Raw genomic sequence first — 25,744 nt, forward strand, 5'->3', positions numbered from 1 at the left:
CCACTCCTTCACCGCACGGGGAGAGGTCGTGTGCGTTACCCGCCCCGCCACCCCGCGTACCGCGGCGGCGGGAACGGTGCCTCCCTGGCCTAACCCGAAGCCGGCGGTGCGCGGGCCGCGCTTGTCCGGCGATCCAGGGGGTAGCGGACCCTCATCAGGCGCATCGCCAAAAGGGCCGCTCGGACCTCGGGATCGCCGCCGAGTCGTCGCAGCCGCTGATCGGAGGGCCGAGGGATGGAGCTCGCCGACTGGCTGCTCACACCCGGTGAGCGGGGAAACCCGGCGACACGGGTCGACCGCCGTCACCCCGGCGGCGCCGCCTGGTCGACCGGCAACGAGGTCACGCCCCTCGTCCACGGAGCCGTCTACTTCGGGCGGCTGCTCACCGCGATACGGGCGCAGCGGGCCGGGGACCTGCTGCTGTTCACCGACTGGCGCGGCGACCCGGACGAACCGCTGGCCGGCCCCGGCAGCGAGATCGGCGAGGTCCTGTGCGACGCCGCGCGCCGCGGTGTGGTCGTCAAGGGCCTGGTGTGGCGCTCGCACCTGGACCGCTTCCAGTTCAGCGAGGAGGAGAACTACCACCTGGGCGAGGAGATCGAGGAGGCCGGCGGCGAGTGCCTGCTCGACATGCGGGTACGCCCCGGCGGCTCGCACCACCAGAAGTTCGTGGTGCTCAGGCATCCCGGGCGCCCCGAGCACGACATCGCCTTCGCGGGCGGCATCGACCTGTGCCACAGCCGCCACGACGACGGCGCGCACCGCGGCGACCCCCTGTCCCAGCCCATGTCCCCCGCCTACGGCCCGCGGCCGCCCTGGCACGACCTCCAGCTCGCCGTCCGCGGTCCCGCGGTCGGCGACATCGAGGCGACGTTCCGCGAGCGCTGGCAGGACCCGGCGCCGCTTAGCCGCAGCCCGTTCAGCCGCGTGCGGTCACTGCTGCGCCACGAGGACACCCGGGCCGACCCGCTGCCGGACCAGCCGCCCGACCCCGCGCCGCGCGGTCCGCACACCGTCCAGGTCCTGCGCACGTACCCCTGGCGCCGCCAGGGGTATCCCTTCGCCCCCGAGGGCGAGCGCAGCATCGCGCGCGGCTACGTCAAGGCCCTGCGGCGCGCACGGGCGCTGATCTACCTGGAGGACCAGTACCTGTGGTCGACGGCGGTCGCCGCGCACTTCGCCCGGGCCCTCGCCGACAGCCCCCAGCTGCGGATGATCGCGGTCCTCCCGGCGGTACCCGACCAGGAGGGGCGGATCAGCACGCCGATGAACCTCCTCGGCCGCGTCCAGGCGCTGGACCTCCTGCGCCGCGCGGGCGGCGACCGCGTCGGCGTCTACAGCCTGGAGAACCACGCCGGTACTCCCGTGTACGTCCATGCCAAGGTCTGCGTCATCGACGACGTCTGGGCCTCGGTGGGCTCCGACAACGTCAACCGCCGCTCCTGGACACACGACTCCGAACTCAGCTGCGCGGTCGTCGACGAGACCCGCGATCCCCGCACGCCGGACGACCCGGGCGGCCTGGGCGACGGCGCCCGGGCCTTCGCCCGCGAGCTGCGTCTCGCCCTCAACCTCGAACACCTCGACGGTGATCCGGCGGGTGACGCGCTCGCCCTGTGCGACCCCGAACGCGTCTTCCACGCCTTCGCGGCGTCGGCCGCGGCACTGGACCGGTGGCACGACGCGGGCCGCCACGGCCCGCGTCCCCCGGGACGCCTGCGGACGTACCGCACACCCCGGCTCTCCCGCGGCCAGGCCGCGCTGGCCGACCCGCTCTACCGGCTCATCGCCGACCCGGACGGCCGCCCGCGTTCGCTGCGGCGCCGCGACGCGTACTGACGGCTCGTGGAGGGGCTCAGCACCGCGGGCCTCAGCCGAGTTCCTCGGCCAGTCCGACGACGATGTCCTCGGGGCCGCGGACGTAGCAGAGCCGGTAGATGTTCTCGTACCGCACGATCTCGCCGACGAGTTCGCCGCCGTGGGCACGCAGCCGGGTCACCACGTCGTCGATGTCGTCGACGGCGAACATCACGCGCCGGATGCCCAGCGTGTTCGCCGGTGCCGGGCTCGGCACCGGGCTGATGGCGGTGGGCCGGTGGAACCTCGCCAGCTCCACCCGGCCCTGGCCGCCCGGCACCCGCAGCATGGCCACGTCCTGCCGGACGCCTTCGAGCCCGATGACCCGCTCCGCCCCGGGCCAGTCGAGTGGCCCCTTGCCCTCCAGTTCCATGCCGAGTTCGACGAAGAACGCGATGACCGCGTCGAGGTCGTCGACGACGATGAGGACGTTGTCCATCCGCTGGATCGCCATGCCCGAATTTCCTTCCCGTGGTGTGTCAGTGGCTCTGTCCGCCCCTGGGACGGAGCCGGTCGACGACTTTGTACATCGGTGCGGGAGAGCGAGGGGTACACCATGAGGACGCGGGACCTAACCGATCCGTTCGGCCAGCGCGACGATGATTCCCGAGGGGCCGCGGAGGTCGCAGAGCCGGTAGACGTTCTCGTACTGCGCCACCTGGCCCAGGAGTTCGGCGCCGTGGCGGCGCAGCCGGGTGATCGTGTCGTCGATGTCGTCGACGGCGAACATCACCCGGTGCAGGCCCAGCGTGTGGGGGGCCGGATGCGGCGGCTGCGCCGCGACCGCCTCGGGCGCGTGGAACTTCGTCAGCTCCAGCCTCCCGTGGCCGTCCGGCGTCCGCATCATCACGATCGCGCTGCGCACCCCGTCGAGGCCGACCATCTGGTCCGGCACGATCCCCTCCATCTCCGCCTCGCCCTCCTTCTCCAGCCCCAGCTCGGTGAAGAACGCCACGGCGGCCGCCAGGTCGTCGACCACGATGGCCACGTTGTCCATCCTCGGATTCGTCACGGGGGGTGCTCCTTCTCGTCGCGCAGCCGGCTCTGCGGCTACTGGTACCCCGGGGACGGAGCCGTTGCCGCGTTCTCGACATCCGGGAGTGCCGAATACCTGCGGCCGAGACGCGGCGCCGCGCGGACCGAGTCGGCCGGCGGCCGGAAAGCGGCTGCTTTCGTGCCCGGGTGCCGCGCCCGGGCGGAACACCGCCCCGGTTGGCGGCCTCTCCGCGTCGCGTCCGCTCAGGACGGATCGCCGTGCAGCATCTCGACCACGTCTCCCGCGCGACCCGACTCGAGGAGCGTGCGGACAGTGGCGGCGATCCGTTCGGGCGGGACGAGCGGACCGGCCGTGTCCCGTGCCGACCGGGGCAGCGCGGCCCACTGCCCGCGCCCGCGCTCCAGCCCGATCCAGCCGGGCACGACGGCCATCACCCGCACGTCGTCGCGTCCGGCGAGGCTGGTGGTGAAGCGGCGAAGTCCGGCCTTCGCGGCGCCGTACTCCGGCGAGCCGTAGGCCGCGTCGCCGAGGCCGCCGCTGGAACCGATGTTCACCACAGCGCCGGCCGCGGCGGACAGCATCGGCCACAACAGTTGCGTGAGGAGCATCGGAGCGGTGAGGTTCAGCGTCAGCGCCGCCAGCCACCGCTCGGGCGCGGCCTCGGGATACTGCTCGCCCGGCAGCCACCCGCCCGCGTTGTTCACCAGCGCTCCGATGTCGCCACGGGCCAGCAGAGCGCCCGCGGCGGAACGTACGCCGTCGACGGTCGACAGATCGGCCAGGAGTCCCGCGACCCGGCTGCCGCCGCCCAGGCGTGCGACACCCGCGCCCAGCGCCGCCTCATCACGGTCCACCAGGACGACGGTCCTGCCACAGGCCACCAGCTCCTCGGCGATGGCGTAGCCGAGGCCCGCGGCAGCTCCCGTCACGGCGACCCTGGTTCCCATGACGGCATCATTCCCCCTCCCACTGACACACGCCTCCGGACGCGCACCCTGACTCCGCTCACCGGCCACCTCGTCTGAAGCACGGCGCTCGGCGGCCGTCGGGGAATGAAGCGGCGGTGCCCACCTGTTGATCACCGGTGATCGACTCTCCAGCTCGGGAAGAAGGCACGCCCATGACGTCCTCACCGGCCACGATGCGCGCCGTGCGGCTCTCCGCACCCGGCCCCGTCGAGAACCTGCGGCTGAGCACGCTGCCGCTGCCGCCCGAGAGGGACGGCTGGGTGCGCATCCGCGTCGAGGCGTTCGGGCTCAACCGCTCGGAGCTGAAGCTGCGGCTGGGGGTGAGCGTGGGCGTCAGCTTTCCCCGGGTGCCGGGGATCGAGGCCGCCGGCACCGTCGACGCGGCCCCGGCCGGTAGCGGGCTGGTGCCCGGGCAGAAGGTGGTCGCCATGATGGGCGACATGGGCCGCACCTACGACGGCGGCTACGCCGAGTACACCTCGGTGCCGCTGGCGCAGGTCATCCCGGTCGACACCGATCTGCCCTGGGAGGTGCTGGGCGCCCTGCCCGAGATGGTGCAGACCGCCAACGGCTCCCTCACCATCGGCCTGGACCTGAAGCCCGGTCAGACCCTGCTGATCCGCGGCGGCACGTCCTCGGTGGGCCTGGCCGCCGCCGCGCTGGCCGCCTGGCGCGGCGCCACCGTGCTGTCCACCACCCGGCGGGCCGACCGCCTCAACTCGCTGAAGGAGCACGGCGTCGCCCACCCGCTGCTCGACACCGGCGAGGTCGCGCCCGCCGTGCGGGAGCTCTACCCGGACGGCGTCGACGCGGCCCTCGACCTGGTCGGCACGCCCACCCTCCCCGACACCCTCCGCGCCGTCCGCGTCCACGGCACGACCTGCTTCGGCGGCAGCCTGTCCAACCAGTACAGCGTGCGGGACTTCTCCCCGAACGAGTACCTGCCCAGAGGTGTGCGCCTGTCGGGCTACTTCGGCGACGCCGCCGACCTTCCCCGGGAGACCTTCCAGGAGATCCTCGACGCGGTCGCGGCAGGCCAACTGGCCTTCCCCGTGGACCGCGTCTACGACGGCCTGGAGCAGGTGCCGCAGGCCCACGACGACATGGAGCACGACCGCGCCACCGGCAAACTCGTCGTCCGCGTCCGCCACTAGGCGCCCGGCGCGCCCGCCACACGTACCGGTACGGACGGCGACCGCCGCGGGAACGCATCGCCGTCGGCGCCCCTATTGGCCGTCACCGGGCGGGGTCGCGTCGGGCGAGGTGGGCGGCGGGGCCGTCGGCGTGGGGTGGGTGGTCGGACCGGCCGAGGTGCCGGACGGGGTCGGTGCGGGCGCCGAGGTGTGCGGGGTGGGCGGCGGCGAGGCGGAGGCCGGGGCCGACCGGTGGGTGGGCGGTGCGGAAGGTGCGGTCGCGGACGGAGTCGCGGTCGTGTGCGCCGACGGCCGGGCACTGGAGTGCCGCTGAGCCTGGACCGCCCCGCGCCGGCCGGGAGCGGCGGCGGGTGCCGGGGCGGCATGGTGCGGCGTGGTGGTGGTACGGCTCGACGTCTGAGGGGAGGTCGCGGACGGTGAGTCGCCGTCGGCTATGGGCGAGGTGAAGAGGAAGGTCGCGGCGGCGATGGCGGCGGCCGCCGTGACCGCACCCGCGGCGGGTGCCCTGCGGCGGCGGGTCCGTGCGGGCGTCGTCGCCGGGCCGCCGGACGCGGGGGCGGGCGCGGGGGCGAGATCGGTCAGGGTCCGCGTCGCGCCGGTGGTCCCCTCGGAAGCCATCGGCTCCCCCTGCCAGTCGCCGCCCGTGAACCACGCGGCCACCTCGTCGGCGGTGGGCCGCAGACCCGGCTGCTTGGCGAGCATCCGCAGCACGTACGCGTCGAGCGCCCGCGGCGTCCGCGGGCGCCGGTGCCGCGGCGGTACGGGAGCGTCCTCGACGTGCTGGCGCAGTACGGCTACGGGGTGCTCGCCGGTGAACGGCGGGCGCCCGGTGAGGAGTTCGTAGAGCGAGCAGCCCAGGCCGTAGATGTCCGCGGGCCCTTCGGCGGTGCCTCCCATGGCGGCCTCCGGGGACAGGTACTGGCACGTGCCGAGTACCGCGCCGGGCAGGGTGGCCGCGGCGGTGGTCTCGCCGTCGTCGCCCCGGGCGATGCCGAAGTCCGCGATCTTGACGGAACCGTCCTCGCCGACCAGCAGGTTGGACGGCTTGATGTCCCGGTGCACCACCCCGCGCGCATGGGCGGCGGCCAGCCCTTCGGCGGTCTGCGCGGCGATCTCGGCGACGCGGGCGAAGGACAGCGGGCCGTCCTCGCGCAGTTCCTCGGCCAGGCTGCGCCCGGATACCAGCTCCATCACCAGGAAGCAGCGGCCGTCCGCGGTCCCGACGTCGTAGACGCCCACCGCGTGCGGGTTGCTGAGGCGAGCCGCGGTGCGTGCCTCGTGCCGGAAGCGGGCCACCGCGTCAGCCGCGGCGGACGCCGAACCCGCCAGCATCTTCACGGCCACCGGTCTGCCCAGCCGCGTGTCCCACGCGCGCCAGACCTCACCCATGGCTCCGCGACCCAGCGGCACGTCCAGTCGATAGCGATCAGCCAGCATCACCGCGCCAGCCCTCCTCCGGGCATCGGGGGCCAGCCGCTGTGACTGGACCGGGGGCACCTGCCGGGCCGGCGGTGTCACCACCACCGGACATGCGAACGGCCCGCTCCCCTTACACCGGCCGTCCGCCGCGTCCCCAGCACATGAGGGCCGTCCAGGGACGGCCCGCGGTCAGCTGTCGGCTACCCGCCTGCGACCGGGTAAACGTCCCCGCTGTCCCCGCCGCACCGACCGGGATCACGCCTGGCCAGGGCTGACCGACCGCGCGAAGTCGGCGAGGGTGCGGAAGTCGGTGTCGCGCAGGCCGATTCTCGGGTTGACGTGGTGGAGGAGTACGGGGGCGTGGTGGTGGGCGGCCACGTAGGTGTGGTCCGCGGCCGCTTGTTCGTCGTCGACCCAGGCGAAGGGGCGGCCGTCGGCGTGGTCGACGAGGTGGGGGGTCTTCCAGTGGACTCCGTCGGGGCGGTCCTGGAGCAGGGCGTCGCCGAAGTCGACGAAGGGGAGTTCGGGGAGACCGAGGACGGGGGCGATCCAGCGGTTGGCGTCGGCCATCCAGGTGGTGGCCCAGCACAGGTCGTAGTCGAGCTGGAGGAGGTGCCGTCCGTGGTCCGGGTTGAGCCAGACGCGCAGTGTCCGGCGGCGGAGGGCGAGGGGCCGGTGTTCCGCCGCGGCGGCGGGGAAGGGCACTCTGAGCGTGGTGTAGCCGTCAGGGCGCCGTTCGGGCTGGGCCGCGTAGGGGTTGAGGGGGCCGTCCACGTCGAGGAACAGAAGTGGTCGGCTCATGGTCTCCCCCCGCCGGGCTCGTCGTCGGCTGCGCCCCGGACGAGCGTAGTCGCCGGGCGGGTCATTCCTCGGCCAGGACCCGGGTGGGGGCGAGGCGGGACATCGTGCGGATGGGGAGGGTGAGGGCCGCGCAGACCAGGAGGACGGCGGCGGCGGTGGCGAGGAGGGCCGCGGTGGTGAGGGCGGGGAGGCGGCCGGTGAGCATGCCGGCGCCGAGGGGGAGGACGGTGGCGAGGCCGACGACGGCTCCGGTGAGGCCGCCCATGAGGGCCAGCAGGGCGCCTTCGTAGAGGGACAGCCGGGCGAGTTCGCGGTCGCTCCAGCCGGTGGCGCGCAGCACCGCCAGGTCGGCGGCGCGTTCGCGCTGGGACAGCACCAGGACGTCGACGGCGCCCGCGGCGCCCAGCAGCAGCGACAGTGCCACGGAGATGTAGTCGGCCGAACGCGCCTGCGCGACAACGGCGTTGCCCAGCAGCGAGCCGGCGACCTGGCCGCGGAAGCCGAGGGTCAGGGCGAGCAGGACGGTGAACGCGGCGACGCCCAGGGCGATTCCGGCCGCGCCGAGGGCGGTACGGCCGGGTGTGCGCAGCAGGTTGCACCACGCGAGACCCCGTACCGAGCGCACGGCGGCGGCGCGGCGGGACCCGGTGACCGGTGGGTTGACGGCGTCCAGGGGCCCGAGGCGGGTGGCCTTCCACGCCGGGAGCAGTCCGGCCACCACGGTCAGCAGCAGTGCGACGGGCAGCACGAGCCCGGCGCGCAGGGCGGCGTGGCGCATTCCCAGCCCGGCGCCGAGACCGTAGGCGAAGACGGTGCCCACGGCGCCGGACACCGCGCCGATCACGGCCAGTTCACCGACGATCAGCCGCAGCACCTCGCCGCCGCTCCAGCCCAGGCAGCGCAGGGTGCCGATCTCGGTGCGCCGCGAGCGCACCGAGGCCAGCGCCGCCTGCGACAGGAACAGCCCGCACACCACGAGGACCAGGACGAAGAGGATCTCGCTCTTGCGGTCGACAGCGTTGAGGATGCGCAGCGCCACGCCCTTGGCGGTCCACTCCTCGCGGACCGTCAGCCCGCCGGGCAGCGCGATCTTCTGCGGGGCGGGCGAGCTGCCGATGGTGAGGTCGACCTGGAGGTCCGGGTAGGCGCGGCGGATCTCGCCGGCGACGGCGCTGACCCGGGCGCGGGAGACGGCGTCCACACCGGTGACTCCGGCGACCCTGATCCTGATGGCGCTGATCGGTGCCGTGTCCTGGACGCCGGGCGTGTGGCGGCTCCTGGTGAGCACGTTCAGCGAGTCGAGGGTGGTGAGCAGGGTCGGCGGGGCGCTGAGGTAGGCGCCCAGGTTCCGGTCGGGCTGGAGCGGGGCGTCGTGCAGGGCCTCGCGGGTCGCGGCGTCGGCGCCGACGACGGACGGCGGCCGGTAGGTCTCCATGGGCAGGGCGTTCAGCGCGGAGAAGCCGGGCAGCTTGTCCGGGTCGTAGCGGCCGACGATGCTCAGCAGCGGGGGCGGCAGCCTGCCGGAGTCCTGCTCGACGCAGTCTCTGCGCAGCCCGACGCACACCGCGCCCGGGTGTGGGGTGACCGTGCGGAACTGGGTGCCCTTGTTCTCCTCCGGCACGGCCTGGATGAACTGCCGGTTCTCCCGGGTCCGCCATGTCTCCTTCGACTGCGGTGGTGTGACCACCGGGTGGAGCACACCGCCCGAGGAGGTGTACCGCACCGGGCCGGTCGTCCAGTACTCGTCGGTGTCGACGCCCAGGTCGTAGCTGCCCCGGGTGGGGAAGCCGTCGTTCAGATTCGCCGTGACGCTGCCGACGGTCGTGCCGTGCAGCCCGTTGAGGAAGGTGTGCGCGTGGACGCCGCCGAGGTTCCTGGCCAGCGCGGCGGGGTCGCCCACGTCGAGTTGCTCCACCGATCCGTCCAGCCGGCCGGCGGTGAGCGCGCGGCTGCTGAAGACCGTCGGGATGTCGTAGTACCAGCTGGTGTCTTCGGGGGTCTTCCACACCGGCTTGTCGCCCTCGCGCAGCGCGCGCCCTCCCACGGCGGCGTGGTCCAGGCCGATCAGGCGGTTCTCCTGGTCCGGGTCGATCGCGGCGAGCAGCACGGGGTAGCTGACGGGCACGTCGACGTAACCGGTCTGGGATCCGCTGCGGCAGGTGAGGGTGGCGTTGATGTCGGGGTTGAACGGCGACCACTCGCGCAGGTCCTCGGGCAGGTCGATCGGCTGGAGCGGGCCGCCGTAGCCGTTGATCAGGAGTTCACTCTTGTTGGAGTTGTAGTACCAGCAGACGTAGTACGTGGACTTCCCTGACTTCTGTGCCTGCAGGCCGGGATAGGGCAGGTCGTCCACGTGGTCGACCGTGCCGATCGGCGTACGCGAGAAGTACAGGTATGCGTCGGAGCCCGGCACACGCTGCGTCCCGGTGGAGACGGTGGTCCGCACCCGTAACGCCTGCGCGGCGACGCCCTGCTTCAGGTACGTGGAGACGTCGACGCGTAGGTGGCTCTGCACCATGACGTAGCCGACGTTGGCCACGGGGGCGGCGATCTGCACGCCGGCCATCTTCTTGACCGCCTGGTACTGGTCGAGGCCGATGCCGCCGTAGATCCCGGACAGGAAGTTCGCCTGCACCAGGTCGCGGCTGCGCTCCAGCTGCGTCTCGGTGCCCTTCGGGCGCACCAGGACGTCGTAGGCGGAACGGACGTTGTGCTGGACGACCCCGACGGTGGCGGCCTGACTGGTGCTCACGGCCGTGGTCAGCAGGGTGAAGCTGGTCGCGGCCACGACGGTGCCCGCGCCGAGCGCGAGGGCGCGCGAGCGGCGGCGGCGCAGTTGGGAGGCGATCATGCCCAGCAGACCGGACCGGCCGTTCCGGGAAGGCGTGTCGGTCACGGGCGGTAGCCGCCGAGCCGGTCCAGGGCGTCCGCGGCGGGCGCGACGGCGTCGTCGGCGACGATCCGGCCGTCGTGGAGGCGGACGATACGGTCGCAGGAGGCGGCCACTTCGGCGTCGTGCGTGGCCAGCAGCATCGTCATGCCGAACCGCTCGCGCAGGTTCATCAGCAGGTCGACGATGCCGCGCCCGGTCGCGCTGTCCAGGTTCCCGGTCGGCTCGTCCGCCAGCAGGAGCCGGGGGCGGCTCACCAACGCCCGTGCGATCGCCACCCGTTGCCGCTGGCCGCCGGAGAGCTCCGACGGCAGGGCCTGTGCCCGTTCGGCCAGGCCGACCGCGGTGAGCATCTCCATGCCGCGCTCGCGCCGGTCGAAGTCCACCCGCCGGGGCAGCACCGGTGCCAGGACGTTGTCGAGCGCGGTGAGGGCGGGCAGCAGATGGAAGCGCTGGAACACGAAGCCGGTCGCGCGCCGGTGGGCGTCAAGACGGCGGGCGGTCAGCTCCTCGCCGTCGATCACCACCGTGCCCTCGTCGGGCCGGTCCATCCCGCCCGCCAGATGCAGGATCGTCGACTTCCCGGCTCCTGAGGCCCCGGTCAGGGCCACGGACGTGCCGTCCTCGACGGTCAGGTCGACGGCGTCCAGGGCCGTCAACCCCGGGTAGCGCCTGGTCACTTCGCGCAGCGTCACGTGCACGTCGGGCAGCCCGCCTCTCTTACATTGCCGCAATGTAGCGGTACATTGTCACAACTTAGGAGGTCTGTAAATGCCACTGCACCACGCGGTGCTCGCACTGCTGAGTGAGAACCCGGACCACGGCTACGAGCTCAAGACCCGGTTCGAGCAGGCCGTCGGCCCGCAGTGGGGCGGCCTCAACATCGGCCACCTGTACCAGATCCTGGAACGGCTGGTCCGCGACGGATACATCACCCGCTCCCAAGTGCCGCAGAGCGACCGGCCGGACAAGCACCGGTACTCCCTGACGGCGTCCGGGCGCGCCGAACTCCACGACTGGGCCACCAGCGCCTGGGTACGCACCGGCGGCTACCGCGACGAACTCTTCCTGAAGCTGTACGGCGCCGCGTCCCTGGGGCCCGAGACGCTCGCCGCGCTCGTCGAGGCCCAGCGCGGCACCTACCTGTCGGAGATCGGCGGCCTCACCCGGCTCCGCCGCACCCACACCGACGACCCGCTGGTCTCGCTCCTCATCGACGCGGCCATCGCGCACACCAAGGCCGACCTCGAACTCGTCGACTCCGCACCGGCCCGCCTCGCTTCCCTCGCCCAGGCCGCCCCCGCCGAGACCGCTTTCACGCCGGAGACCGCGGCCGACGCTGGATAGGGTCGGGGCGTGGACCGCAGCAGCAGGCAGCCGGACGACGCGTTCGCCGCGGATTCGGGGGACGAGGTGCCGTCGCGGGCGGCGGTCCGGGCGCTGTGGTGGGGGTCCGCCGGTCTGGTGCTCGCCGTCCTCGGTACGTCCGTGCTCGTCGCCGGCGCGGGGCGCGGCTGGCGGCTGCCCGTGGCCGCGGCGCTGGTCGTCGTGCAGGTCTGTGCCCTGCGGTGGCAGACGCGCGTCCCGGTCGCCGTACTGGTAGTGAACGCGGCGGCGGGGCTCGCGGTGTGGGCGCTGCTGCCCGCGGTGAGCCTGACGGGCGCGCTGCTCGCGGCGCAGCTCACCCTGTGCGTGCTGTCGGCGACCGGGCCGCGGCGGGTGTCGCTGCGCGCGCTCGCGGCGATGTGCCTGCCCGCGCCCTTGGCGTTCGGGTCGGGCGGCCCCGCGGGGCTCACGGCGTACCTGCTGGCGGTGGGCCTGGCGTGGACCGCGGGGCAGTGGCGCCGGGCGCAGCGGGCGCGAGCGAGGGCGGAGACCCTCCGGGCCGTGGCGGAGGAGCGCGCACGGATCGCCCGCGAAGTGCACGACGTCGTGGCGCACACCCTGGCGGTGATGGTCGTTCAGGCGGCCGCCGCCGACGACGTGTTCACCGAACGCCCCGACCAGGCCCGGCAGGCGCTCCGGTCCATCGAGGACGGCGCCCGCTCGGCGCTCGGCGAACTGCGCCTGCTGCTGCGGGCGTTCCGGCCCGACACCGGAGAGGACGGCGCCGCGGTACTGCGGGAGCCAGGTCCCTCGCTGGCACGCCTGGACGAACTGGCGGACGCCGTACGGGCGACGGGGATGACCGTGCACCTCCACCGCGACGGCGGCACCGACGGGCTGCCCGCGGCGGTGGACCTGGCGGCCTACCGGATCGTCCAGGAAGCCCTCACCAACACGCTGCGCCATGCGGCCGGCGCCGACGAGGTGCGGGTCCGCGTGACAGCAGAAGGGGAGTGCGTGCGGGTCACGGTGGTCGACAACGGGCGTACGCCGCAGGGGCGTTCGGCCTCCGCGGGAGCGGGACGCGGTCTGGTGGGGATGAGGGAACGTGTACGGCTGGTGGGCGGCAGCCTGCGCGCCGGTCCGCTGCCCGCGGGCGGGTTCGAGGTGGCGGCGCGGCTGCCGGTGGAGCGGGCGTCATGACACTGCGTGTGGTGGTGGCCGACGACCAGGCCCTGGTCCGTACGGGATTCCGCCTGATCATCGACGCCCGGGACGACCTCGAGGTGGTCGGCGAGGCGTCCGACGGCCAGGAGGCGGTGCGGCTGACGCGGGAGTTGGCGCCCGACGTGGTGCTGATGGACGTCCGCATGCCCGTGGTGGACGGCATCGAGGCGACCCGGCGGATCGCCGAGTGCGGCAGCCCGTCCCGGGTGCTGGTGCTGACCACCTGGGATGTGGACGCGCACGTCGTGGCCGCCCTGCGGGCCGGGGCGAGCGGCTTCCTGCTCAAGGACATCCGCCCCGCCGAACTCGTCGACGCGATCCGCGCGACCGCACGCGGTGACGCACTGCTGGCTCCCGCCGTACTCCACCGCGTCCTCGAACGCTTCCTGCGCACCACGCCCGACCCGGAGCCGCCGCCCTCCCTGGGCAGCCTGTCCGCCCGCGAGCGGGAGGTACTCGCCCTGATCGGGCAGGCGCTGTCCAACGCGGAGATCGCCGAGCGGCTGGACCGCTCGGAGGCCACCGTCAAGAACCACGTCACCGCGGTGCTGCGCAAACTGGGCCTGCGCGACCGGGTCCAGGCCGTCGTCGTCGCCTACGACCACGGCCTGGTGCGACCGCGCCGCCCCTGACACGCCCCTTGTGCACGTACGAGCAGGTCCGATCCCCGCCGGGGCCGCCTCCTCCTCAAGGAGGAGACCGGGGCGCGCTCCTCCCGCGCTCCCAGTGGCGGCCCGTTCCCGAGGCCGATCCCGCGCCGAGGCGGCGGCCATAGCGTCGAGGAGTGCCGACCGAAGGGAACACCATGCGCACGCACCGCCTCCTGACCACCCTGGGCTGCGCCCTGACCGCCGTGCTCGCGACCGCCGCGGCGCCACCGGCTCAGGCCGCCCGGCCTGCCGCCGCCACGACCGTACGCACCCACGACGGGGTTCTGCGGGGCGCTGCCCACGACGGTTACCGCACTTTCGAGGGCATCCCCTACGCCGCTCCCCCGTTCGGCGCGCTGCGCTGGGCGCCACCCCACCGCCCGGCCCCCTGGCCGGGGTTACGGGACGCGACCCGGCCCGCGAGCGCCTGCCCGCAGCCGGCCGGTGAGGTGCCGGGCGGCAGCACCGACGAGGACTGCCTGCACGTCAACGTCACCGCACCCGACGGGGCGAGTCCGGTGCACCCCCGGCCGGTGGTCGTATGGCTGCACGGCGGCGGCTACACCACCGGAGCGGGCGGCTCCTACGACGCCCACCGCATGGCCACCCGCGGCGGCGTCGTGGTGGTCACCGTCGACTACCGCATCGGCGCCCTCGGCTTCCTCGCGCACAGCGGGCTGCCCGGCTCCGGCACCTTCGGCCTGGCCGACCAGCAGGCGGCGCTGCGCTGGGTCCGCGCCGAGATCGGCGCCTTCGGCGGCGACGCGCGCGAGGTGACGCTGGCGGGCGAGTCGGCGGGCGGCTACAGCGTCTGCGCCCAGCTCGCCTCTCCCGCCGCCGCGGGGCTCTTCGACCGGGCGATCATCGAGAGCGGCCCCTGCACCGGCGCGGCGGACCGGCCGTTCGCCCCGTACGCCGTGCCCCTGTCCTCGGCGCGTGCCACCGGCGCCGACCTGGCGGTGAAGCTCGGCTGCGGCTCCGCCCCTGACGTGCCGGCGTGTCTGCGCCGGGTGGACGTCCCCCGGCTGCTCGCGGCCCAGGACACCGATCAACAGCCCGCGTACGGCACCCCGTTGCTCCCCGGCGACCCCGCGGCGGCGATCGCCGACGGGCGCTTCCACCGCGTGCCCGTACTGCTCGGCAGCACGCACGACGAGGGCAACGGCTGGGCCGCCGGGATCATCCAGGCGGGCTACCCCGTCACCCCCGGCACCTGGCCCGACGTCGCGGCCGCCTTCTTCCCCGCCCCGGAGCGGGTCGTCCGCGCGTACCCGGTGCACGGCGCGGACGGGGGCCCGGTGTTCGGCGCGGCCATCGGCGACGCCGACTTCGCCTGCCCGACCGCGCGCACCGCCGGCCTGCTCGCCGCCCATGTGCCAGTCTGGCGCTACGAGTTCGCCGACGAGCACGCCCCGCCGCTCACCTCCGGCACTCCCCCGTTCCCGCTCGGCGCGCCGCACGCGAGCGAACTGCCCTACCTGTTCGACCTGGGCGGCCGCCCCCGCGATCTGACGGCCGCTCAGCACCGGCTGGCCGACACCATGATCGACTACTGGACCCGCTTCGCCCGTACCGCCGACCCCGACGGCCCCTCGTCACCGCCCTGGTCGCGGCACACGGTGCTCTCCCTGGCACCCGACCGCATCGGCCCCACCCGGACGGCGGACCTGCGCCACCACTGCGCCTTCTGGAACGCCCTGGGGTGACCTCGGAGGTCAGCGTCGGGCACGGGCGAGCAGGGCGGCATGCGGCAGCCGCAGCACACCGTCGTCGGCGGCGAACTCCGCGCCGAGCAGGTCGAAGTGGCGCCTGATCTCGGCGCGGATCCCGGGCGTCTGGCTCCGCACGGTGTGCCCGCCGAACGACACACCGCCCTCGGGTCCGCTCCACCACTCGTCGGCGCTCGCGCGGTGGTCCCAGCGCACGGACTCGCACCGCGCCTCGCGCAGCCCCGCCGCCGCCATCAGCCCGGTCAGGCCGTCCTCGTCGCGGGGGAAGTCGTCCTCGGCGGCGAGCCCGGCCGGCAGGTGCGGCGGACGCACCGCGCCCGCCGCCGCGATGGCCCGGCCGATCAGCGCCTGTCCCGGGGCCGGTGGCATGGCCCAGATCGTCAACGCGATCCGGCCGCCGGGCTTCACGACGCGGCGCAGTTCGCCCAGGGCCACCTTGGGCCGACCCACGTGGTTCAGTACGAAGTTGGCCACGACGGCATCGAACTCCCCGTCCTCGAAGGGCAGTTCGGGGAGGGTGGCGACGGTCACGTCGGCGGCGGGCGCGGCCCGGGCGGCCAGCTCGACCATGGACGGCTCGGCGTCCACCGCCGTCACCGCCGCGCCCAGGGCGCACGCGGCCGCGGCGACCGTACCCGGCCCGGTCCCGACGTCCAGTATCCGGGTGCCGGCCCCCACCTCGGCGGCGCCGAGCAGGGCCGGCACGGGATAGGCGCACAGCCGGGCGAAGCTTCCCGCGTACGCGGGTCCGCGGCCCGCCCAGATGAGCCGCTCGCTCTTGTCGTACGTCGTCATGGACACCGGCGCCCCCACCTCAGCGAAGATCGACTCCCGTCACGACCCTAGCTGATCCTTCCAGTAGCTCTCGCGGAGCTTGAACTTCTGCAGTTTGCCCGTCGCGGTGCGCGCCAGTTCGGTGCGGAACTCGACCGACGTCGGCGCCTTGTAGCGCGCGAGGTGCTCCTTGCAGTGGGTGATCAGCTCCTCTTCCGTGGTCCGCGATCCGGGTGCGAGCACGACGAGCGCCTTGACCGTCTCGCCCCACTTCTCGTCGGGCACCCCGATGACCGCGACCTCCGCCACGGCGGGGTGGCGGAACAGCGTGTCCTCGACCTCGATCGAGGACACGTTCTCGCCGCCGGTGATGATCACGTCCTTCTTGCGGTCGGAGAGGGTGAGATAGCCGTCGTCCCCGATGGCGCCGCCGTCGCCGGTACGGAACCAGCCGCCCTCGAGGGCCTGCGCGGACTCCTCAGGCTGCCGCCAGTAGCTCTTCATCACCACGTTGGACCGGGCGAGCACCTCCCCCTCGGGGTCGACGTCCATGGTGGTGCCCAGCGCGGGCACCCCGGCGCGTACCAGCTTGTGCGCCCGCTCCTCGGGGTCGAGGTCGTCCCACTCGGCGCGCGTCCGGTTGACGGTCAGCAGCGGCGAGGTCTCCGTCAGACCGTAGATCTGGATGAACTCCCAGCCCAGTTCGGTCTCCACGCGGGCGATCGTGCGGGTGGGCGGCGGCGCGCCCGCGACGACGATACGCACCCGGCCGCGGCCGGGGATCTCACCGTCCCACTCCTGCGCCGCCCCGAGGATCGCGTTGACCACGGCCGGCGCGGCGCACATGACCGTGACGCCGTGCTTCTCGACCCGCCGCAGGATCTCCGCCCCGTCGATCTTGCGCAGGACGACGTGCCGGGCGCCGACGCCGGTCATGGCGAAGGGCATGCCCCAGCCGTTCGCGTGGAACATCGGGAGGGTGTGGAGGTACACGTCCCGGTCGGTCAGGCCGACGTGCACGGAGAAGGTCATCGCGTTGACCCAGATGTTCCGGTGGGTGATCTCCACGCCCTTGGGGCGGGCGGTGGTGCCGCTGGTGTAGTTGATCGCCGCGGTGCCGTTCTCGTCGGGCTGCCAGGGCGTGGGCTCGGCGCCGAACGCGTACAGCGTCTCGTCGCTCTCCGCGCCGAGGGTGAAGCGGTGTGCGGCGGGGATCGGCGCCAGTTTCTCCTCCAGTTCGGGGTCCACCATCAGCACGTCCGCCCCGCTGTGCTCCACGATGTAGGCGATCTCCTCGACGGAGAGCCTGAAGTTGACCGGGACCAGCACCCTGCCGTAGCCGCTGACGCCGAAGAACGCGGTCAGCAGGCGCGCGCTGTTGTGCGAGACGACCGCCACCCGCGCGCCCTGCGGGACACCCAGCGCGTCCAGCCCGGCCGCCTGCGCCCTGGCGAGCTCGCCGACGCGGCCGTAGCTGACCTGCTCCCACGACCGGGCGGGCTGGTCGGGTTCGTCGACGACCCCGATACGGTCGGCGTAGACGGTCGTCGCCCGATCGAGGAAATCCCTGGCGCCGAACGGCACGAACATCGCTGTCTCCTCTCCGCCCCTTCTTCACTGCCCCGCACGACCGCGGACGACTCCCCGGCGCGGCACCCGATCCGCGCCACGGATCCTCGTCACGCCCGCGGTCCGGCAGCCCTCCCTCCATGATTCCCGGGTGCCGCCGTGCGCGCACGACAGCCGGGACCGGACGGCCCCCGTGCCGGTGGTGCCGAAGGGCTGACGGCCCGCGCCGTGGCGCGGATCATTCGCCCGCCGGGTCCTCGGTCTCCCAGCGCAGCAGGTCGCCCGGCTGGCACATGAGCACCTCGCAGAGCGCGGCGAGCGTCGCGAAGCGCACCGCCTTGGCGCGGCCGTTCTTGAGTACCGCCAGGTTGGCGGGTGTGATCCCGACGCGGTCCGCGAGGTCGCCCACGGACATCTTCCGTTTGGCCAGCATCACGTCGATGTCGACGACGATGGGCATCAGATCACCTGGTCCAACTCGGCCCGCATCCGCACCGCTTCGCCGTCGCGCGCGACGGCCTGGGCGAGCAGCATCCGCAGCACGAGCACGATGAGCGCGACCCCCAGGATGGCCACGCCGACCGCGCCCATGATGAGGGTGACGCCGGGGTCGTCGCGCTGGCCCGGCGCGTTGATGGCCGTGACCGTGAACCACACCAGGGACGCCGAGACGATCGCGCCGATCACGATGTCCACGTACCGGAAGGCGGAGTGGGAGAACACGGTTCCGCGTCGCACCATCGACACCAGCCGCCAGACGCAGACCACCGCGACCTGGACCGACACCATGCCCAGGATGGTGACCACACGCAGCGGGGTCAGCGGGAGCGACCCGTCCTCCCCGTCCTTCCCGCTGACCAGCGCCCACACCATCCCCGCCTGTACGAACACGGTGCCGGCGAGCATCACCCCGAGCACGGCGCGCAGCGCACCCACCATCAGCTTTCCCATGGCCCGTCCCTCCATCGACTTGCGATCGGAATCTATCGAATCTCGATAGGTGACGCAAGCGCCGGGAGGGAGGTGGGCAGCGGCCCCCCACCACGCGGACGGCGGGGTGGCCCGAGGCACGGGGCGGCCGCGCGACGAAAGGCAGGCATTTCGCCACGCGGCCCCCTTCCACCGAATACGACCGGGAAGTGGACCGCTCTCGCGCTTTTGCCGGTCCACGGCACCCGGCACCTGAAGTCGATCCACCCGGAATTTCTGGGCGGCTTTTCTCCCGCGAGGTGCGAAAGCTTGCCCCTAGGCGTCTTCGAGGATCTCCGCGAATGCGATGACCACGCCTCCGGTGGCATGTTCGAGCGTCGCGCCGACAAGCGGGCCCGCTTCCGCCGCGGCGTTACTGGCGGCCGCGTAGTCGGTGAAGTAGAGGTCCAGCAGCCGGTACGCCGGTGTGGGGCTGCCGTCCTCCTTCGGCCACACCTTCGACTCCTGCAGCCGGGTCAGGCCGGGGAGCTTCCGCGCCAGGGCGAGCTGCTCGGAGTACGCCGCCTCGAACGCGTCCGGGTCGGCGGGGTTGGAGTACACGAAACTGATCTTGGTCGGGTTGCCCTGCTCGGTCATGGATGTCTCCCGTTCGGCATTTCGTCATGAAGGCGAATGAGCGGGTCCCGCCGCGCAGGCATCGGAACTGCGATGTGCGCGGAACCCGTACGATTCACTCGCTGTTTGTTGACCCTAGGCGGAGAAACGGGAGGCGACCATGATCGTTCCGCCGGGAGACTTTGCCGATCGTCCAGAGCCGGCTGCCGAATTGCTCCATCCGCCGGATGAGTTTGCCGATCCTCCCGCGGGCCGGGATTCGGCGCTCGGCCTCGACGCGGACGGACAACCGTACGACGTGCTCTCGGAGTTGCTGCGGAGCGTCCGGCTGAGCGGCGAGCGGATGGCCGCGTACGGTCCGCCGGGTACGTCCCCGGTCGGCTTCTCCGGCAGCGGCGCGCTGCACCTCGTGGACGAGGGCGAGGTCGCGCTGCGGATCGACGGCGCCCCGCACGTCGAGCGCGCGCGTGCCGGGGATGTCATCCTGCTGCCGCGCGGCGACCGGCACGACATCAGCGACGCGGGCGCGTCCGGGGCCGGGTCACCCCTGGGTGGAGCGGCGTCGGCGCGCTGGCTGTCCGGCACCTTCGCCATCGGCGACCCGCGGGCGAGCCATCTGCTGGCGAGCCTGCCGCCCGTGATCGTCCTGCGCGGCGCCGGCGGCCCGGCACTGGAAGGTCTCGAGGTGGCGCGCAAGATGATCCTCATCGAGATGCGGTCGCCCTCGCAGGGTTCCGCGGTCATGGTCGCCCGCATCCTCGATCTGCTCTTCATCCAGATCCTGCGCGCCTGGGCCGCGGGCACGGGCGCCGAACCGAACTGGCTCGCCGGCGCGCTCGACCCCCAGATCGGTCCGGCGCTGAGCGCGGTCCACCGCGAACCGGGCCGCGACTGGACGGTCGAGGAACTGGCCCAGGCGTGCTGCCTGTCGCGGTCGGCATTCGCCGCCCGGTTCGCCGCCCGGGTCGGCAAGCCCCCCGCCACCTACCTCGCGCACGTACGCCTCGACGCCGCCGCCGACCTGCTGCGCAACTCCTCCCTCCCCGCCGGGGCCGTCGGGGAGCACGTCGGCTACACCTCGGAGGCCGCGTTCAGCCGCGCCTTCAAGCAGCGGTACGGCAAGCCGCCGGCGCTGTGGCGACGCGAGGCGCAGGCGGGGCGCCCGTGAACGCCCGGGCCTCCCGGCGGCGGTGTCAGCGCAGTGCCGGGACGGCCGGTGCGCGCAGGGCCCGCACCGCCCAGGTCAGTACGGGCGCCAGGCCGGCCTGGGGCGGCCAGCCGTTGACCACCGCGAGGAGACGCAGGTACCGGTCCCAGCGGGGGTCGTCCATCGTCTCCATATACGCCGCCAACTGCTCGCGCAGCGCCGGGCTGTCGGAGCGGCCGACGACTCGCGCGTAGTGCGCGGCCAGCGCCGTGGCCACGCCCCGCGCCTGCGGCGCCCGCGGGTCGACTCCCTCCGCCCACGCGGGCTCGGCCAGGCTCCGCACGACCTCCGCGAGGATCCGCGGCACCCCGGTGGCGCCGTCGGCCTCCCGCTCGGCCGCCACGTTCCGGACCATCTTCCGCACGACGGCGCGGAAACCGGAGTCGCGCAGCAGCTCGGCCAACTCCACCCACGCCGCGATCTGTTCGGTCGTGGGGTCCTCGGGCAACTCGGGCGTCATCGAGCGGATCGCGGCGGTGAACACCGGACCGCTGTCCAGCCCGTCGAAGACCGTACCGAGGAACTCCCCCACCAGCAGACGGCGTTCGTCCTCCGACAGCGTGGCCAGCCGGTGCATCAGCTCCAGCTCCTCGGGCGTGGAACCCCTTCTGGCCGCCTCGTTCAGCACCGAGCGCCGCAGCCGCAGCGTGCGGATCTGCACCTCCAGCGCCTCGGCGTGGGCGGCCGCCACCCGCGGCAGCGAGACCTCCCGGTCCATGAGTCCCCGGACGGTCGGCAGATCGATCCCCAGCTCCCGCAACGTCCGCACCAGCGCCAGCCGGGCCACGGCCTCGCTCCCGTACAGCCGATATCCGGCCGCACTGCGCCCGGCGGGCGTGACGATCCCCGAATCCGAGTAGAACCGGATCGCCTTGACCGTCAGCCCGGTCCTGCGGGCCAGCTCACCGATGGGGAAGGACGCTGATTCACCGTTCATGACCCCATCCTGCGGTCTCCCCCTGCGGGAGACTCAAGGAGAGCCGCCGCACAGCGAGGCCGCGGCCGAGAACGACACCGACTGTCAGGAATTCATGGCCGCCCGGTCGGACTCGCTGCGCAGGACGCAGAACTCGTTGCCCTCGGGGTCGGCGAGGACTGCCCAGCCGGAGCCGTCGGGGTTGCGGTGGTCGGAGACGAAGGTGGCGCCGAGGGCGAGGATGCGGTCCACTTCCTGCTCGCGGGTGGTCTCGGGGCGCAGGCAGAGGTGGATGCGGTTCTTGCCGGTCTTGGGCTCGGGCACCTGGTTGAAGTGCAGCACGGGGCCCTCCGCGAGGAGGACCTGGGCTTCGGGGTCGCCCGGGTTGTCGTCGGGATGGAGCGGCCGGCCGGTCACGCCGCTCCAGAAGCGGGCCAATTCATAGGCGTCCGCACAGTCGATCGCCACGTTCTGCACTACCGAAACCATAGGGGTGAGCTTTCCTGATCTTCACGCCGAGCGCCACCTGGTTGCCGGGACCGCGGCTCGCGCGTTCCGCTCGCCCGCGGGAGGGGAGGCGAAGGCGGTGCGGCGGTGGGCGCGGCGGAGGACCCAGCGGGTCATGGCCGGGTGGACGCGGCGGACCACCGCCCAGTAGAGCCTGCCGCGGGTGTTGTGCAGCCGGACGGCGGTGGTCAGCGTGACGCAGTCGTCGGCGACGAGGATCGAGGCGCGGAAGTCCAGGTGGGAGGCGTCCTTGCCGAGGAGGAGTTCGGGGCCGTCGGCGCCGCGCTCGGGGAAGGGCAGCACGTGCCGCCAGGCGTGCGGGTCGCGGGGCATGCCGGGGGCGAGCGGCATGCGCCAGGCGTCGGTGAAGTCGGGCCGGTCGAAGGCTGCGTGGAGCAGACGGGCGTGCGCCGGGACGGGCGCGGGGGCGGGCCGCGCCCACAGCAGCCGGTTGAAGAGCAGGGCGCGGCGGGGGCGGCGGGCCGGTGGGTGCGGGAGGGAGCCGAGGACGGCCCGCTCGGCGTTGTCGAAGATCTCCTCGACCATCGTGTCGTGCACCGGCTCGATCGCGAGCTTGAAGAGCGCGAACTTGGCGGGGTTCACGGTGACTTCGAGGCGGTGCGAGACACGGCAACAGCCAGGGCCGAGGGGTTCGACGGCGAACCGGTGGTAGCCGGTGCCGAGTCCGTCGTCGGTGGTGTCGAAGCGGACCGACCGGCCGGGCTCGTAGGCGGTGACCTCGTAGCGGATGCGGCCGTGGCCGCCGTCGGCCCCGACGCCGAGGGGCCGGTCGAGGACCATCGCGGGCCAGACCGGGGTCGGGAACAGTGGGTCGTCCGCAGCGGAGAGCCGGTCGACGAGGGCCCCGACGGCCTCGGCGGGGGCCTGGACGACCCGCTCGTGAACGTTGCGTACCGTGCGCGCGCCGCGCATACCGCACCTCCATACGGGAGCGTATGTTCCACCGTACGGTAGCGTATGGAAACATGCACGAGCAGTCGGCTCCCCCGAAGCGGACCACCACACCCGCCCGCAAGCGCCTCTCCGCCGACGACTGGGCGGACGCCGCCCTGGCAGCGCTCGCCGAACGCGGCCTCGCCGGCGTCGCCGTGGAACCGCTCGCGGCCCGCCTCGGCACCACCAAGGGCAGCTTCTACTGGCACTTCGCCAACCGTGACGCGCTCGTCGCGGCGGCCCTCGCCCGCTGGGAGGAGGTGTCCACCGAGCGGATCATCGAGGCCACGGAGGCCGCCGAGCCCGACCCCGCCGCCCGGCTCGGCGCACTCCTGCGCGGGGCGACCGCCGCGGCCGCCGAAACGCCCCTGGAGGTACGGCTGCTCGCGGCCGCCGACCACCCCGAGGTCGCGGCCGCGCTCGCCCGCGTCACCGAGCGCCGGGTCGGCTACCTCGCCCGCCTCTTCGAACTCCTCGGCTTCGCACCGCCCGAGGCCCGTCGGCGCGGCGTCCTCGCCTACACCAGCTACGTGGGCCATGCCCAACTGGCCCATGCCGTACCGGGATCCGTGACGGCCGACCCCGCGTATCTGGCGGTCGTGATGAACGCACTGCTCACGCCCTGACCGGCGGCCCCCGTAGCGGAGCAGGTGTTTCCACGGATGCGGCGGATCGTGACGGCATGCCAGGGTCGGTCGGGTACCGGGAGGTTCGCGGTGCGCGACACCCCGGGTCCGGCGAACCTCTCCGCAACACTCCGGGAGGGGAACCCCATATGAGTCACCACCAGCACACCGTCCCGCCGCAACCTCCCGCACTGGAGGGCCGCACCCGCGGGGCCGCTGCCAGGACCACCGCCCTCATCGGCTCCGTCGCGGTCCTCGCGGCACTCGCGGTGAGTGGGTGCGGCAGCTCCGACGCGGGCGGCGTCGCTCACCTCACCGATGCCGGTCCGCACAAGCTGTCGGTACCCGCGACGCTCGTGGACGGCACGTACACGAAGGGCAGCGACAGCGACCCGGCGCCACAGGAGGTGATCAAGGAGGTCGAGTCGTGGGGAGGGCACGACCTCAAGGACGTCAGCGCGACCTACCAGAAGGGGAAGGGGCTGACGGCCAGGATCTTGACCTACACGGGCTTCTACGGGACCTTCGACGACCCGGAGAAGGCCGTCGACGAGTGGTTCGCACTGCTGGCGCGGACGACCTCCGGCGACCATCAGTACGTGGGCCGCCCCGAAGAGCTCAAGCCGTCCGGCTTCACCATCGGCGTCATGAAGTGCCAGCAGGTGCGGATCGACGACGTGGTCGTCCAGACGGACGCGGTCTGCGTCTGGGGCGACGGCAGCACGCTCGCCCTGGTCACGTCCCACCCGCCCCGGCTGGGGGACGCGTCGGCGACCGTGCCGACCTCGCTGCACGACGCGGCCGAACTGGCGGCCACGGTACGGGAAGAGGTACGGGTCAAGGTCTGAGGGCCGGATGGGTGAACCGTGCGAAAGGCCGCAACCAGGGCACCGGCGGAGGCAGTCGTGTAGGGCGAGTCCGTTCGGCTCCTCCAGATCCGAGAGGGAACACCATGAACCTCCTCCACGCCCCGCAGACGCACGTCGACGGCGACTACCACCTCGCCCCACCGGCCTGCCTGACCGCCACCGACGCCCGGTGGGTGGACCTCCACGCCGCGCTCATCTCGGCGGGAGTGCCACCGCAGCCGGGAGACCGTACCGCCGTGCACACCCTCGCGCGCCGGCTCGACAACGCCACCATCGCGGCGATCGTCACCTGGATCGACAGCGCGGCCGGCCACACCTACCCCCACACCCGCTCCCGCACCCTCCGGCCGGACACACCGGCGGCCTGAGGCCCGTTCACACCGGCAGCCACCAGTAGACATCGGCGACGGGCGAGGCGGGCGGCACACTGCCGCCCGCCCTCCCGTCGCGCCGGGTCGCGTCAGCCGGGCCTCGCGCGTCAGTCGGGCCGCACGGCCTGGCCGTAGGTGACCGTCACGCCCGGTCCGTACCCGCGCAGTGCTTCCCGGGCGGCGTCCGGGTGGTCGCTGGTGAAGGACAGCGTGCCGTCCGCGCCGAGGGCCATCGTGAAGAGCCGGAAGCCCGGGTGCGCGCCGAGGGCCACCTCGCGGCTGATCCGGTCGGCGAGGCGCTGGGTGTCTGCCATCGACCGTACGGCGTCCCGCAGTTCGACGGTCACCTCCCGGATCCGCGAGCACACCGCCTGGTCCAGTCCCGATCCCGGGATCCGGTAGAGGATGACCTCGTGTGCGGTGCCGTCGACCGCAACGCCCCCGTACCAGCGGCTGTACGTGCCCGGCTTCGCGCCGCCCTTGGTGACGTTCTTCCCACCGCCGGAGATCTGCTCGATCGTGCCTGCCGCGGCGTCCAGCGCGCTCCGCGACGGCGCCGCGTGCGGTGGGCGGCCGGTACCGGGCGGTGGCGCACCGCAGTGTGCCGGGGCGGTGTGAGTGGCGGACGTGGACGACGCCGGCCGTACCGAGGTCGCCGCGGACCGGCCGCCGTCCCACGGTGTGGTGCTGCCGAGGACGCCGACGGTCACCGCCGCGCACCCGGCGAGCGCCACCGTGCCCTGCCGCTTGCGCCGCCGCCGTACCAGCCGGGTCACCGCGGTCACGTCGATACGCGGGGGTCCTGCCTGCTCGGCCAGTTCGCCGAGGCCGCGGCTGATCACTTCGTCGTGCTCCACTGTTCCTCCTCCAGGTCCGGCCGGGTGAGAAGCGCTCCCAGCCGCTGATGGGCCTCGCTGAGGTGGCGTTTGACGGTGCCGGGCCGGCAGCCCAGCAGCGCGGCGATCTCCGGGACGGTGTGGTCCTCGTAGTGGCGGAGCACCGCGCAGGCCCGCTGGCGCGGGGACAGTACGGCCAGCGCCGAGCGGACGTCCGCCTCCAGGGCCACCTCCGCCGACCGGTCGCCGACGATGTCGGCCTGGCCCAGCAGGGGTTGGACCCGCAGCCAGTTCCGGCGCCGCCGGTGCGCGTCGAGGAACCGGTTGAGCATGATCCGCCGCACGTACGCCTCGGCGTCCGTCGCGGCCCGGCGTCCCGGACGCGCGAACGCCCGTACCAGGGCGTCCTGCACCAGATCGTCGGCGTCCTCGTCGTTCCCGCACAGCAGGTAGGCGTACCGCTTCAGCGCCTTGCCCCGCTGCCGGACCAGCTCGGCCAGCACCTCTTCCCACCCGGCCATCCGGCTCCCGTCCCGTCGTTCCCGTGGTCC

The 25,744-nt window shown here is 73.4% G+C and carries 27 protein-coding genes; 10 read left to right on the forward strand and 17 right to left on the reverse strand.

Annotated elements, in window-relative coordinates:
* Nucleotides 1–234 precede the first annotated feature (234 nt).
* Nucleotides 235–1,839, forward strand: a complete 1,605-nt coding sequence (locus AB0M29_RS04950; RefSeq protein ID WP_365379009.1) for a phospholipase D family protein — start codon at nucleotides 235–237, stop codon at nucleotides 1,837–1,839.
* A 31-nt stretch (nucleotides 1,840–1,870) separates the two neighbouring features.
* Here the strand turns inward: AB0M29_RS04950 and AB0M29_RS04955 are convergent, their stop codons facing one another.
* The 3 genes from AB0M29_RS04955 to AB0M29_RS04965 form a co-directional block, all read right to left on the reverse strand.
* Nucleotides 1,871–2,311: a VOC family protein gene (locus AB0M29_RS04955; RefSeq protein ID WP_365379012.1), complete on the reverse strand. Its 441-nt coding sequence runs from the start codon at nucleotides 2,309–2,311 to the stop codon at nucleotides 1,871–1,873.
* A gap of 117 nt (nucleotides 2,312–2,428) precedes the next feature.
* The gene (locus AB0M29_RS04960) at nucleotides 2,429–2,854 is read right to left on the reverse strand and encodes a VOC family protein (RefSeq protein ID WP_365379423.1); all 426 of its coding nucleotides are present in this window, start codon (nucleotides 2,852–2,854) and stop codon (nucleotides 2,429–2,431) included.
* Nucleotides 2,855–3,096: 242 nt separating this feature from the next.
* Nucleotides 3,097–3,801: an SDR family oxidoreductase gene (locus tag AB0M29_RS04965; protein WP_365379015.1), complete on the reverse strand. Its 705-nt coding sequence runs from the start codon at nucleotides 3,799–3,801 to the stop codon at nucleotides 3,097–3,099.
* 173 nt (nucleotides 3,802–3,974) lie between these two features.
* Here AB0M29_RS04965 and AB0M29_RS04970 point away from each other — a divergent pair, with 173 nt between their 5' ends.
* Complete coding sequence (locus AB0M29_RS04970; protein ID WP_365379018.1) at nucleotides 3,975–4,976, forward strand: zinc-binding dehydrogenase; 1,002 nt, start codon at nucleotides 3,975–3,977, stop codon at nucleotides 4,974–4,976.
* A gap of 72 nt (nucleotides 4,977–5,048) precedes the next feature.
* On the opposite strand, the gene AB0M29_RS04975 is transcribed toward AB0M29_RS04970, so the two are convergent.
* The 4 genes from AB0M29_RS04975 to AB0M29_RS04990 form a co-directional block, all read right to left on the reverse strand.
* Entirely contained in the window at nucleotides 5,049–6,413 is a 1,365-nt protein-coding gene (locus tag AB0M29_RS04975) for a serine/threonine-protein kinase (protein WP_365379426.1), read from the reverse strand.
* A gap of 237 nt (nucleotides 6,414–6,650) precedes the next feature.
* Complete coding sequence (locus tag AB0M29_RS04980) at nucleotides 6,651–7,196, reverse strand: hypothetical protein (protein WP_365379020.1); 546 nt, start codon at nucleotides 7,194–7,196, stop codon at nucleotides 6,651–6,653.
* Nucleotides 7,197–7,257: 61 nt separating this feature from the next.
* The gene (locus AB0M29_RS04985) at nucleotides 7,258–10,092 is read right to left on the reverse strand and encodes an FtsX-like permease family protein (protein ID WP_365379022.1); all 2,835 of its coding nucleotides are present in this window, start codon (nucleotides 10,090–10,092) and stop codon (nucleotides 7,258–7,260) included.
* Complete coding sequence (locus AB0M29_RS04990) at nucleotides 10,089–10,766, reverse strand: ABC transporter ATP-binding protein (RefSeq protein WP_365379025.1); 678 nt, start codon at nucleotides 10,764–10,766, stop codon at nucleotides 10,089–10,091. Before AB0M29_RS04990 ends, AB0M29_RS04985 begins: the two co-directional genes overlap by 4 nt.
* 91 nt (nucleotides 10,767–10,857) lie before the next feature.
* Between AB0M29_RS04990 and AB0M29_RS04995 the strand changes: the two genes are divergently transcribed.
* The 4 genes from AB0M29_RS04995 to AB0M29_RS05010 all read left to right on the forward strand — a co-directional run bounded on the left by AB0M29_RS04995 (nucleotide 10,858) and on the right by AB0M29_RS05010 (nucleotide 14,995).
* Nucleotides 10,858–11,433 carry a PadR family transcriptional regulator gene (locus AB0M29_RS04995; protein WP_365379027.1) on the forward strand — a complete coding sequence of 192 codons (576 nt, stop codon included), beginning with the start codon at nucleotides 10,858–10,860 and terminating at the stop codon, nucleotides 11,431–11,433.
* A 9-nt stretch (nucleotides 11,434–11,442) separates the two neighbouring features.
* The gene (locus tag AB0M29_RS05000) at nucleotides 11,443–12,615 is read left to right on the forward strand and encodes a sensor histidine kinase (RefSeq protein ID WP_365379029.1); all 1,173 of its coding nucleotides are present in this window, start codon (nucleotides 11,443–11,445) and stop codon (nucleotides 12,613–12,615) included.
* The gene (locus tag AB0M29_RS05005) at nucleotides 12,612–13,271 is read left to right on the forward strand and encodes a response regulator transcription factor (protein WP_365379032.1); all 660 of its coding nucleotides are present in this window, start codon (nucleotides 12,612–12,614) and stop codon (nucleotides 13,269–13,271) included. The genes AB0M29_RS05000 and AB0M29_RS05005 overlap by 4 nt, the downstream gene beginning before the upstream one ends.
* A 152-nt stretch (nucleotides 13,272–13,423) precedes the next feature.
* Nucleotides 13,424–14,995, forward strand: coding sequence for a carboxylesterase family protein (locus AB0M29_RS05010; RefSeq protein ID WP_365379035.1), 1,572 nt, complete (start codon nucleotides 13,424–13,426; stop codon nucleotides 14,993–14,995).
* A 9-nt stretch (nucleotides 14,996–15,004) separates the two neighbouring features.
* Here AB0M29_RS05010 and AB0M29_RS05015 read toward each other — a convergent pair whose 3' ends face one another.
* The 5 genes from AB0M29_RS05015 to AB0M29_RS05035 all read right to left on the reverse strand — a co-directional run bounded on the left by AB0M29_RS05015 (nucleotide 15,005) and on the right by AB0M29_RS05035 (nucleotide 18,928).
* Complete coding sequence (locus tag AB0M29_RS05015; protein ID WP_365379429.1) at nucleotides 15,005–15,814, reverse strand: class I SAM-dependent methyltransferase; 810 nt, start codon at nucleotides 15,812–15,814, stop codon at nucleotides 15,005–15,007.
* A 39-nt stretch (nucleotides 15,815–15,853) separates the two neighbouring features.
* Complete coding sequence (locus AB0M29_RS05020) at nucleotides 15,854–17,383, reverse strand: AMP-binding protein (RefSeq protein WP_365379038.1); 1,530 nt, start codon at nucleotides 17,381–17,383, stop codon at nucleotides 15,854–15,856.
* A 217-nt stretch (nucleotides 17,384–17,600) separates the two neighbouring features.
* On the reverse strand, nucleotides 17,601–17,822 hold the full coding sequence (locus AB0M29_RS05025; protein ID WP_365379040.1) for a helix-turn-helix transcriptional regulator: 222 nt from the start codon (nucleotides 17,820–17,822) through the stop codon (nucleotides 17,601–17,603).
* Entirely contained in the window at nucleotides 17,822–18,313 is a 492-nt protein-coding gene (locus AB0M29_RS05030; RefSeq protein WP_365379043.1) for a DUF2975 domain-containing protein, read from the reverse strand. Before AB0M29_RS05030 ends, AB0M29_RS05025 begins: the two co-directional genes overlap by 1 nt.
* A gap of 294 nt (nucleotides 18,314–18,607) precedes the next feature.
* Nucleotides 18,608–18,928, reverse strand: coding sequence for an EthD family reductase (locus tag AB0M29_RS05035; RefSeq protein WP_365379045.1), 321 nt, complete (start codon nucleotides 18,926–18,928; stop codon nucleotides 18,608–18,610).
* Nucleotides 18,929–19,205: 277 nt separating this feature from the next.
* Here AB0M29_RS05035 and AB0M29_RS05040 point away from each other — a divergent pair, with 277 nt between their 5' ends.
* Nucleotides 19,206–20,075: an AraC family transcriptional regulator gene (locus AB0M29_RS05040; protein WP_365379047.1), complete on the forward strand. Its 870-nt coding sequence runs from the start codon at nucleotides 19,206–19,208 to the stop codon at nucleotides 20,073–20,075.
* 25 nt (nucleotides 20,076–20,100) lie between these two features.
* Here the strand turns inward: AB0M29_RS05040 and AB0M29_RS05045 are convergent, their stop codons facing one another.
* From AB0M29_RS05045 to AB0M29_RS05055, 3 genes are all read right to left on the reverse strand, one after another.
* Entirely contained in the window at nucleotides 20,101–21,051 is a 951-nt protein-coding gene (locus AB0M29_RS05045; RefSeq protein WP_365379050.1) for a MerR family transcriptional regulator, read from the reverse strand.
* A gap of 84 nt (nucleotides 21,052–21,135) precedes the next feature.
* Nucleotides 21,136–21,519, reverse strand: coding sequence for a VOC family protein (locus AB0M29_RS05050; protein WP_365379052.1), 384 nt, complete (start codon nucleotides 21,517–21,519; stop codon nucleotides 21,136–21,138).
* Between the two features lie 21 nt (nucleotides 21,520–21,540).
* Nucleotides 21,541–22,470: a DUF2867 domain-containing protein gene (locus AB0M29_RS05055; protein WP_365379054.1), complete on the reverse strand. Its 930-nt coding sequence runs from the start codon at nucleotides 22,468–22,470 to the stop codon at nucleotides 21,541–21,543.
* A gap of 53 nt (nucleotides 22,471–22,523) precedes the next feature.
* On the opposite strand from AB0M29_RS05055, the gene AB0M29_RS05060 reads away from it, so the two are divergent.
* From AB0M29_RS05060 to AB0M29_RS05070, 3 genes are all read left to right on the forward strand, one after another.
* Entirely contained in the window at nucleotides 22,524–23,117 is a 594-nt protein-coding gene (locus AB0M29_RS05060) for a TetR/AcrR family transcriptional regulator (protein ID WP_365379056.1), read from the forward strand.
* A gap of 149 nt (nucleotides 23,118–23,266) precedes the next feature.
* Nucleotides 23,267–23,965, forward strand: a complete 699-nt coding sequence (locus tag AB0M29_RS05065) for a hypothetical protein (protein WP_365379059.1) — start codon at nucleotides 23,267–23,269, stop codon at nucleotides 23,963–23,965.
* Nucleotides 23,966–24,069: 104 nt separating this feature from the next.
* Nucleotides 24,070–24,354, forward strand: coding sequence for a hypothetical protein (locus AB0M29_RS05070; RefSeq protein ID WP_365379062.1), 285 nt, complete (start codon nucleotides 24,070–24,072; stop codon nucleotides 24,352–24,354).
* Nucleotides 24,355–24,464: 110 nt separating this feature from the next.
* On the opposite strand, the gene AB0M29_RS05075 is transcribed toward AB0M29_RS05070, so the two are convergent.
* Together AB0M29_RS05075 and AB0M29_RS05080 are read right to left on the reverse strand one after the other, a co-directional pair.
* Entirely contained in the window at nucleotides 24,465–25,214 is a 750-nt protein-coding gene (locus tag AB0M29_RS05075) for a hypothetical protein (protein ID WP_365379064.1), read from the reverse strand.
* Nucleotides 25,196–25,714: a SigE family RNA polymerase sigma factor gene (locus AB0M29_RS05080; RefSeq protein ID WP_365379067.1), complete on the reverse strand. Its 519-nt coding sequence runs from the start codon at nucleotides 25,712–25,714 to the stop codon at nucleotides 25,196–25,198. Before AB0M29_RS05080 ends, AB0M29_RS05075 begins: the two co-directional genes overlap by 19 nt.
* Nucleotides 25,715–25,744 lie beyond the last annotated feature (30 nt).

Origin of the sequence: Streptomyces sp. NPDC051976 (genome assembly GCF_040680795.1) — a bacterium.
Classification (GTDB): Bacteria; Actinomycetota; Actinomycetes; order Streptomycetales; family Streptomycetaceae; genus Actinacidiphila.

Coding starts and splice junctions, on each gene's coding strand:
- AB0M29_RS05025 (WP_365379040.1), bottom strand. CDS start 17,822: ATGCCCATCGTCGTCGACATCGACGTGATGCTGGCCAAACGGAAGATG.
- AB0M29_RS04960 (WP_365379423.1), bottom strand. CDS start 2,854: ATGGACAACGTGGCCATCGTGGTCGACGACCTGGCGGCCGCCGTGGCG.
- AB0M29_RS05055 (WP_365379054.1), bottom strand. CDS start 22,470: ATGCGCGGCGCGCGCACGGTACGCAACGTTCACGAGCGGGTCGTCCAG.
- AB0M29_RS04975 (WP_365379426.1), bottom strand. CDS start 6,413: ATGCTGGCTGATCGCTATCGACTGGACGTGCCGCTGGGTCGCGGAGCC.
- AB0M29_RS04955 (WP_365379012.1), bottom strand. CDS start 2,311: ATGGCGATCCAGCGGATGGACAACGTCCTCATCGTCGTCGACGACCTC.
- AB0M29_RS05050 (WP_365379052.1), bottom strand. CDS start 21,519: ATGGTTTCGGTAGTGCAGAACGTGGCGATCGACTGTGCGGACGCCTAT.
- AB0M29_RS05020 (WP_365379038.1), bottom strand. CDS start 17,383: ATGTTCGTGCCGTTCGGCGCCAGGGATTTCCTCGATCGGGCGACGACC.
- AB0M29_RS04995 (WP_365379027.1), top strand. CDS start 10,858: ATGCCACTGCACCACGCGGTGCTCGCACTGCTGAGTGAGAACCCGGAC.
- AB0M29_RS04950 (WP_365379009.1), top strand. CDS start 235: ATGGAGCTCGCCGACTGGCTGCTCACACCCGGTGAGCGGGGAAACCCG.
- AB0M29_RS05070 (WP_365379062.1), top strand. CDS start 24,070: ATGAACCTCCTCCACGCCCCGCAGACGCACGTCGACGGCGACTACCAC.
- AB0M29_RS04980 (WP_365379020.1), bottom strand. CDS start 7,196: ATGAGCCGACCACTTCTGTTCCTCGACGTGGACGGCCCCCTCAACCCC.
- AB0M29_RS05005 (WP_365379032.1), top strand. CDS start 12,612: ATGACACTGCGTGTGGTGGTGGCCGACGACCAGGCCCTGGTCCGTACG.
- AB0M29_RS05015 (WP_365379429.1), bottom strand. CDS start 15,814: ATGACGACGTACGACAAGAGCGAGCGGCTCATCTGGGCGGGCCGCGGA.
- AB0M29_RS05030 (WP_365379043.1), bottom strand. CDS start 18,313: ATGGGAAAGCTGATGGTGGGTGCGCTGCGCGCCGTGCTCGGGGTGATG.
- AB0M29_RS05080 (WP_365379067.1), bottom strand. CDS start 25,714: ATGGCCGGGTGGGAAGAGGTGCTGGCCGAGCTGGTCCGGCAGCGGGGC.
- AB0M29_RS05035 (WP_365379045.1), bottom strand. CDS start 18,928: ATGACCGAGCAGGGCAACCCGACCAAGATCAGTTTCGTGTACTCCAAC.
- AB0M29_RS05045 (WP_365379050.1), bottom strand. CDS start 21,051: ATGAACGGTGAATCAGCGTCCTTCCCCATCGGTGAGCTGGCCCGCAGG.
- AB0M29_RS04965 (WP_365379015.1), bottom strand. CDS start 3,801: ATGGGAACCAGGGTCGCCGTGACGGGAGCTGCCGCGGGCCTCGGCTAC.
- AB0M29_RS04970 (WP_365379018.1), top strand. CDS start 3,975: ATGACGTCCTCACCGGCCACGATGCGCGCCGTGCGGCTCTCCGCACCC.
- AB0M29_RS05060 (WP_365379056.1), top strand. CDS start 22,524: ATGCACGAGCAGTCGGCTCCCCCGAAGCGGACCACCACACCCGCCCGC.
- AB0M29_RS05065 (WP_365379059.1), top strand. CDS start 23,267: ATGAGTCACCACCAGCACACCGTCCCGCCGCAACCTCCCGCACTGGAG.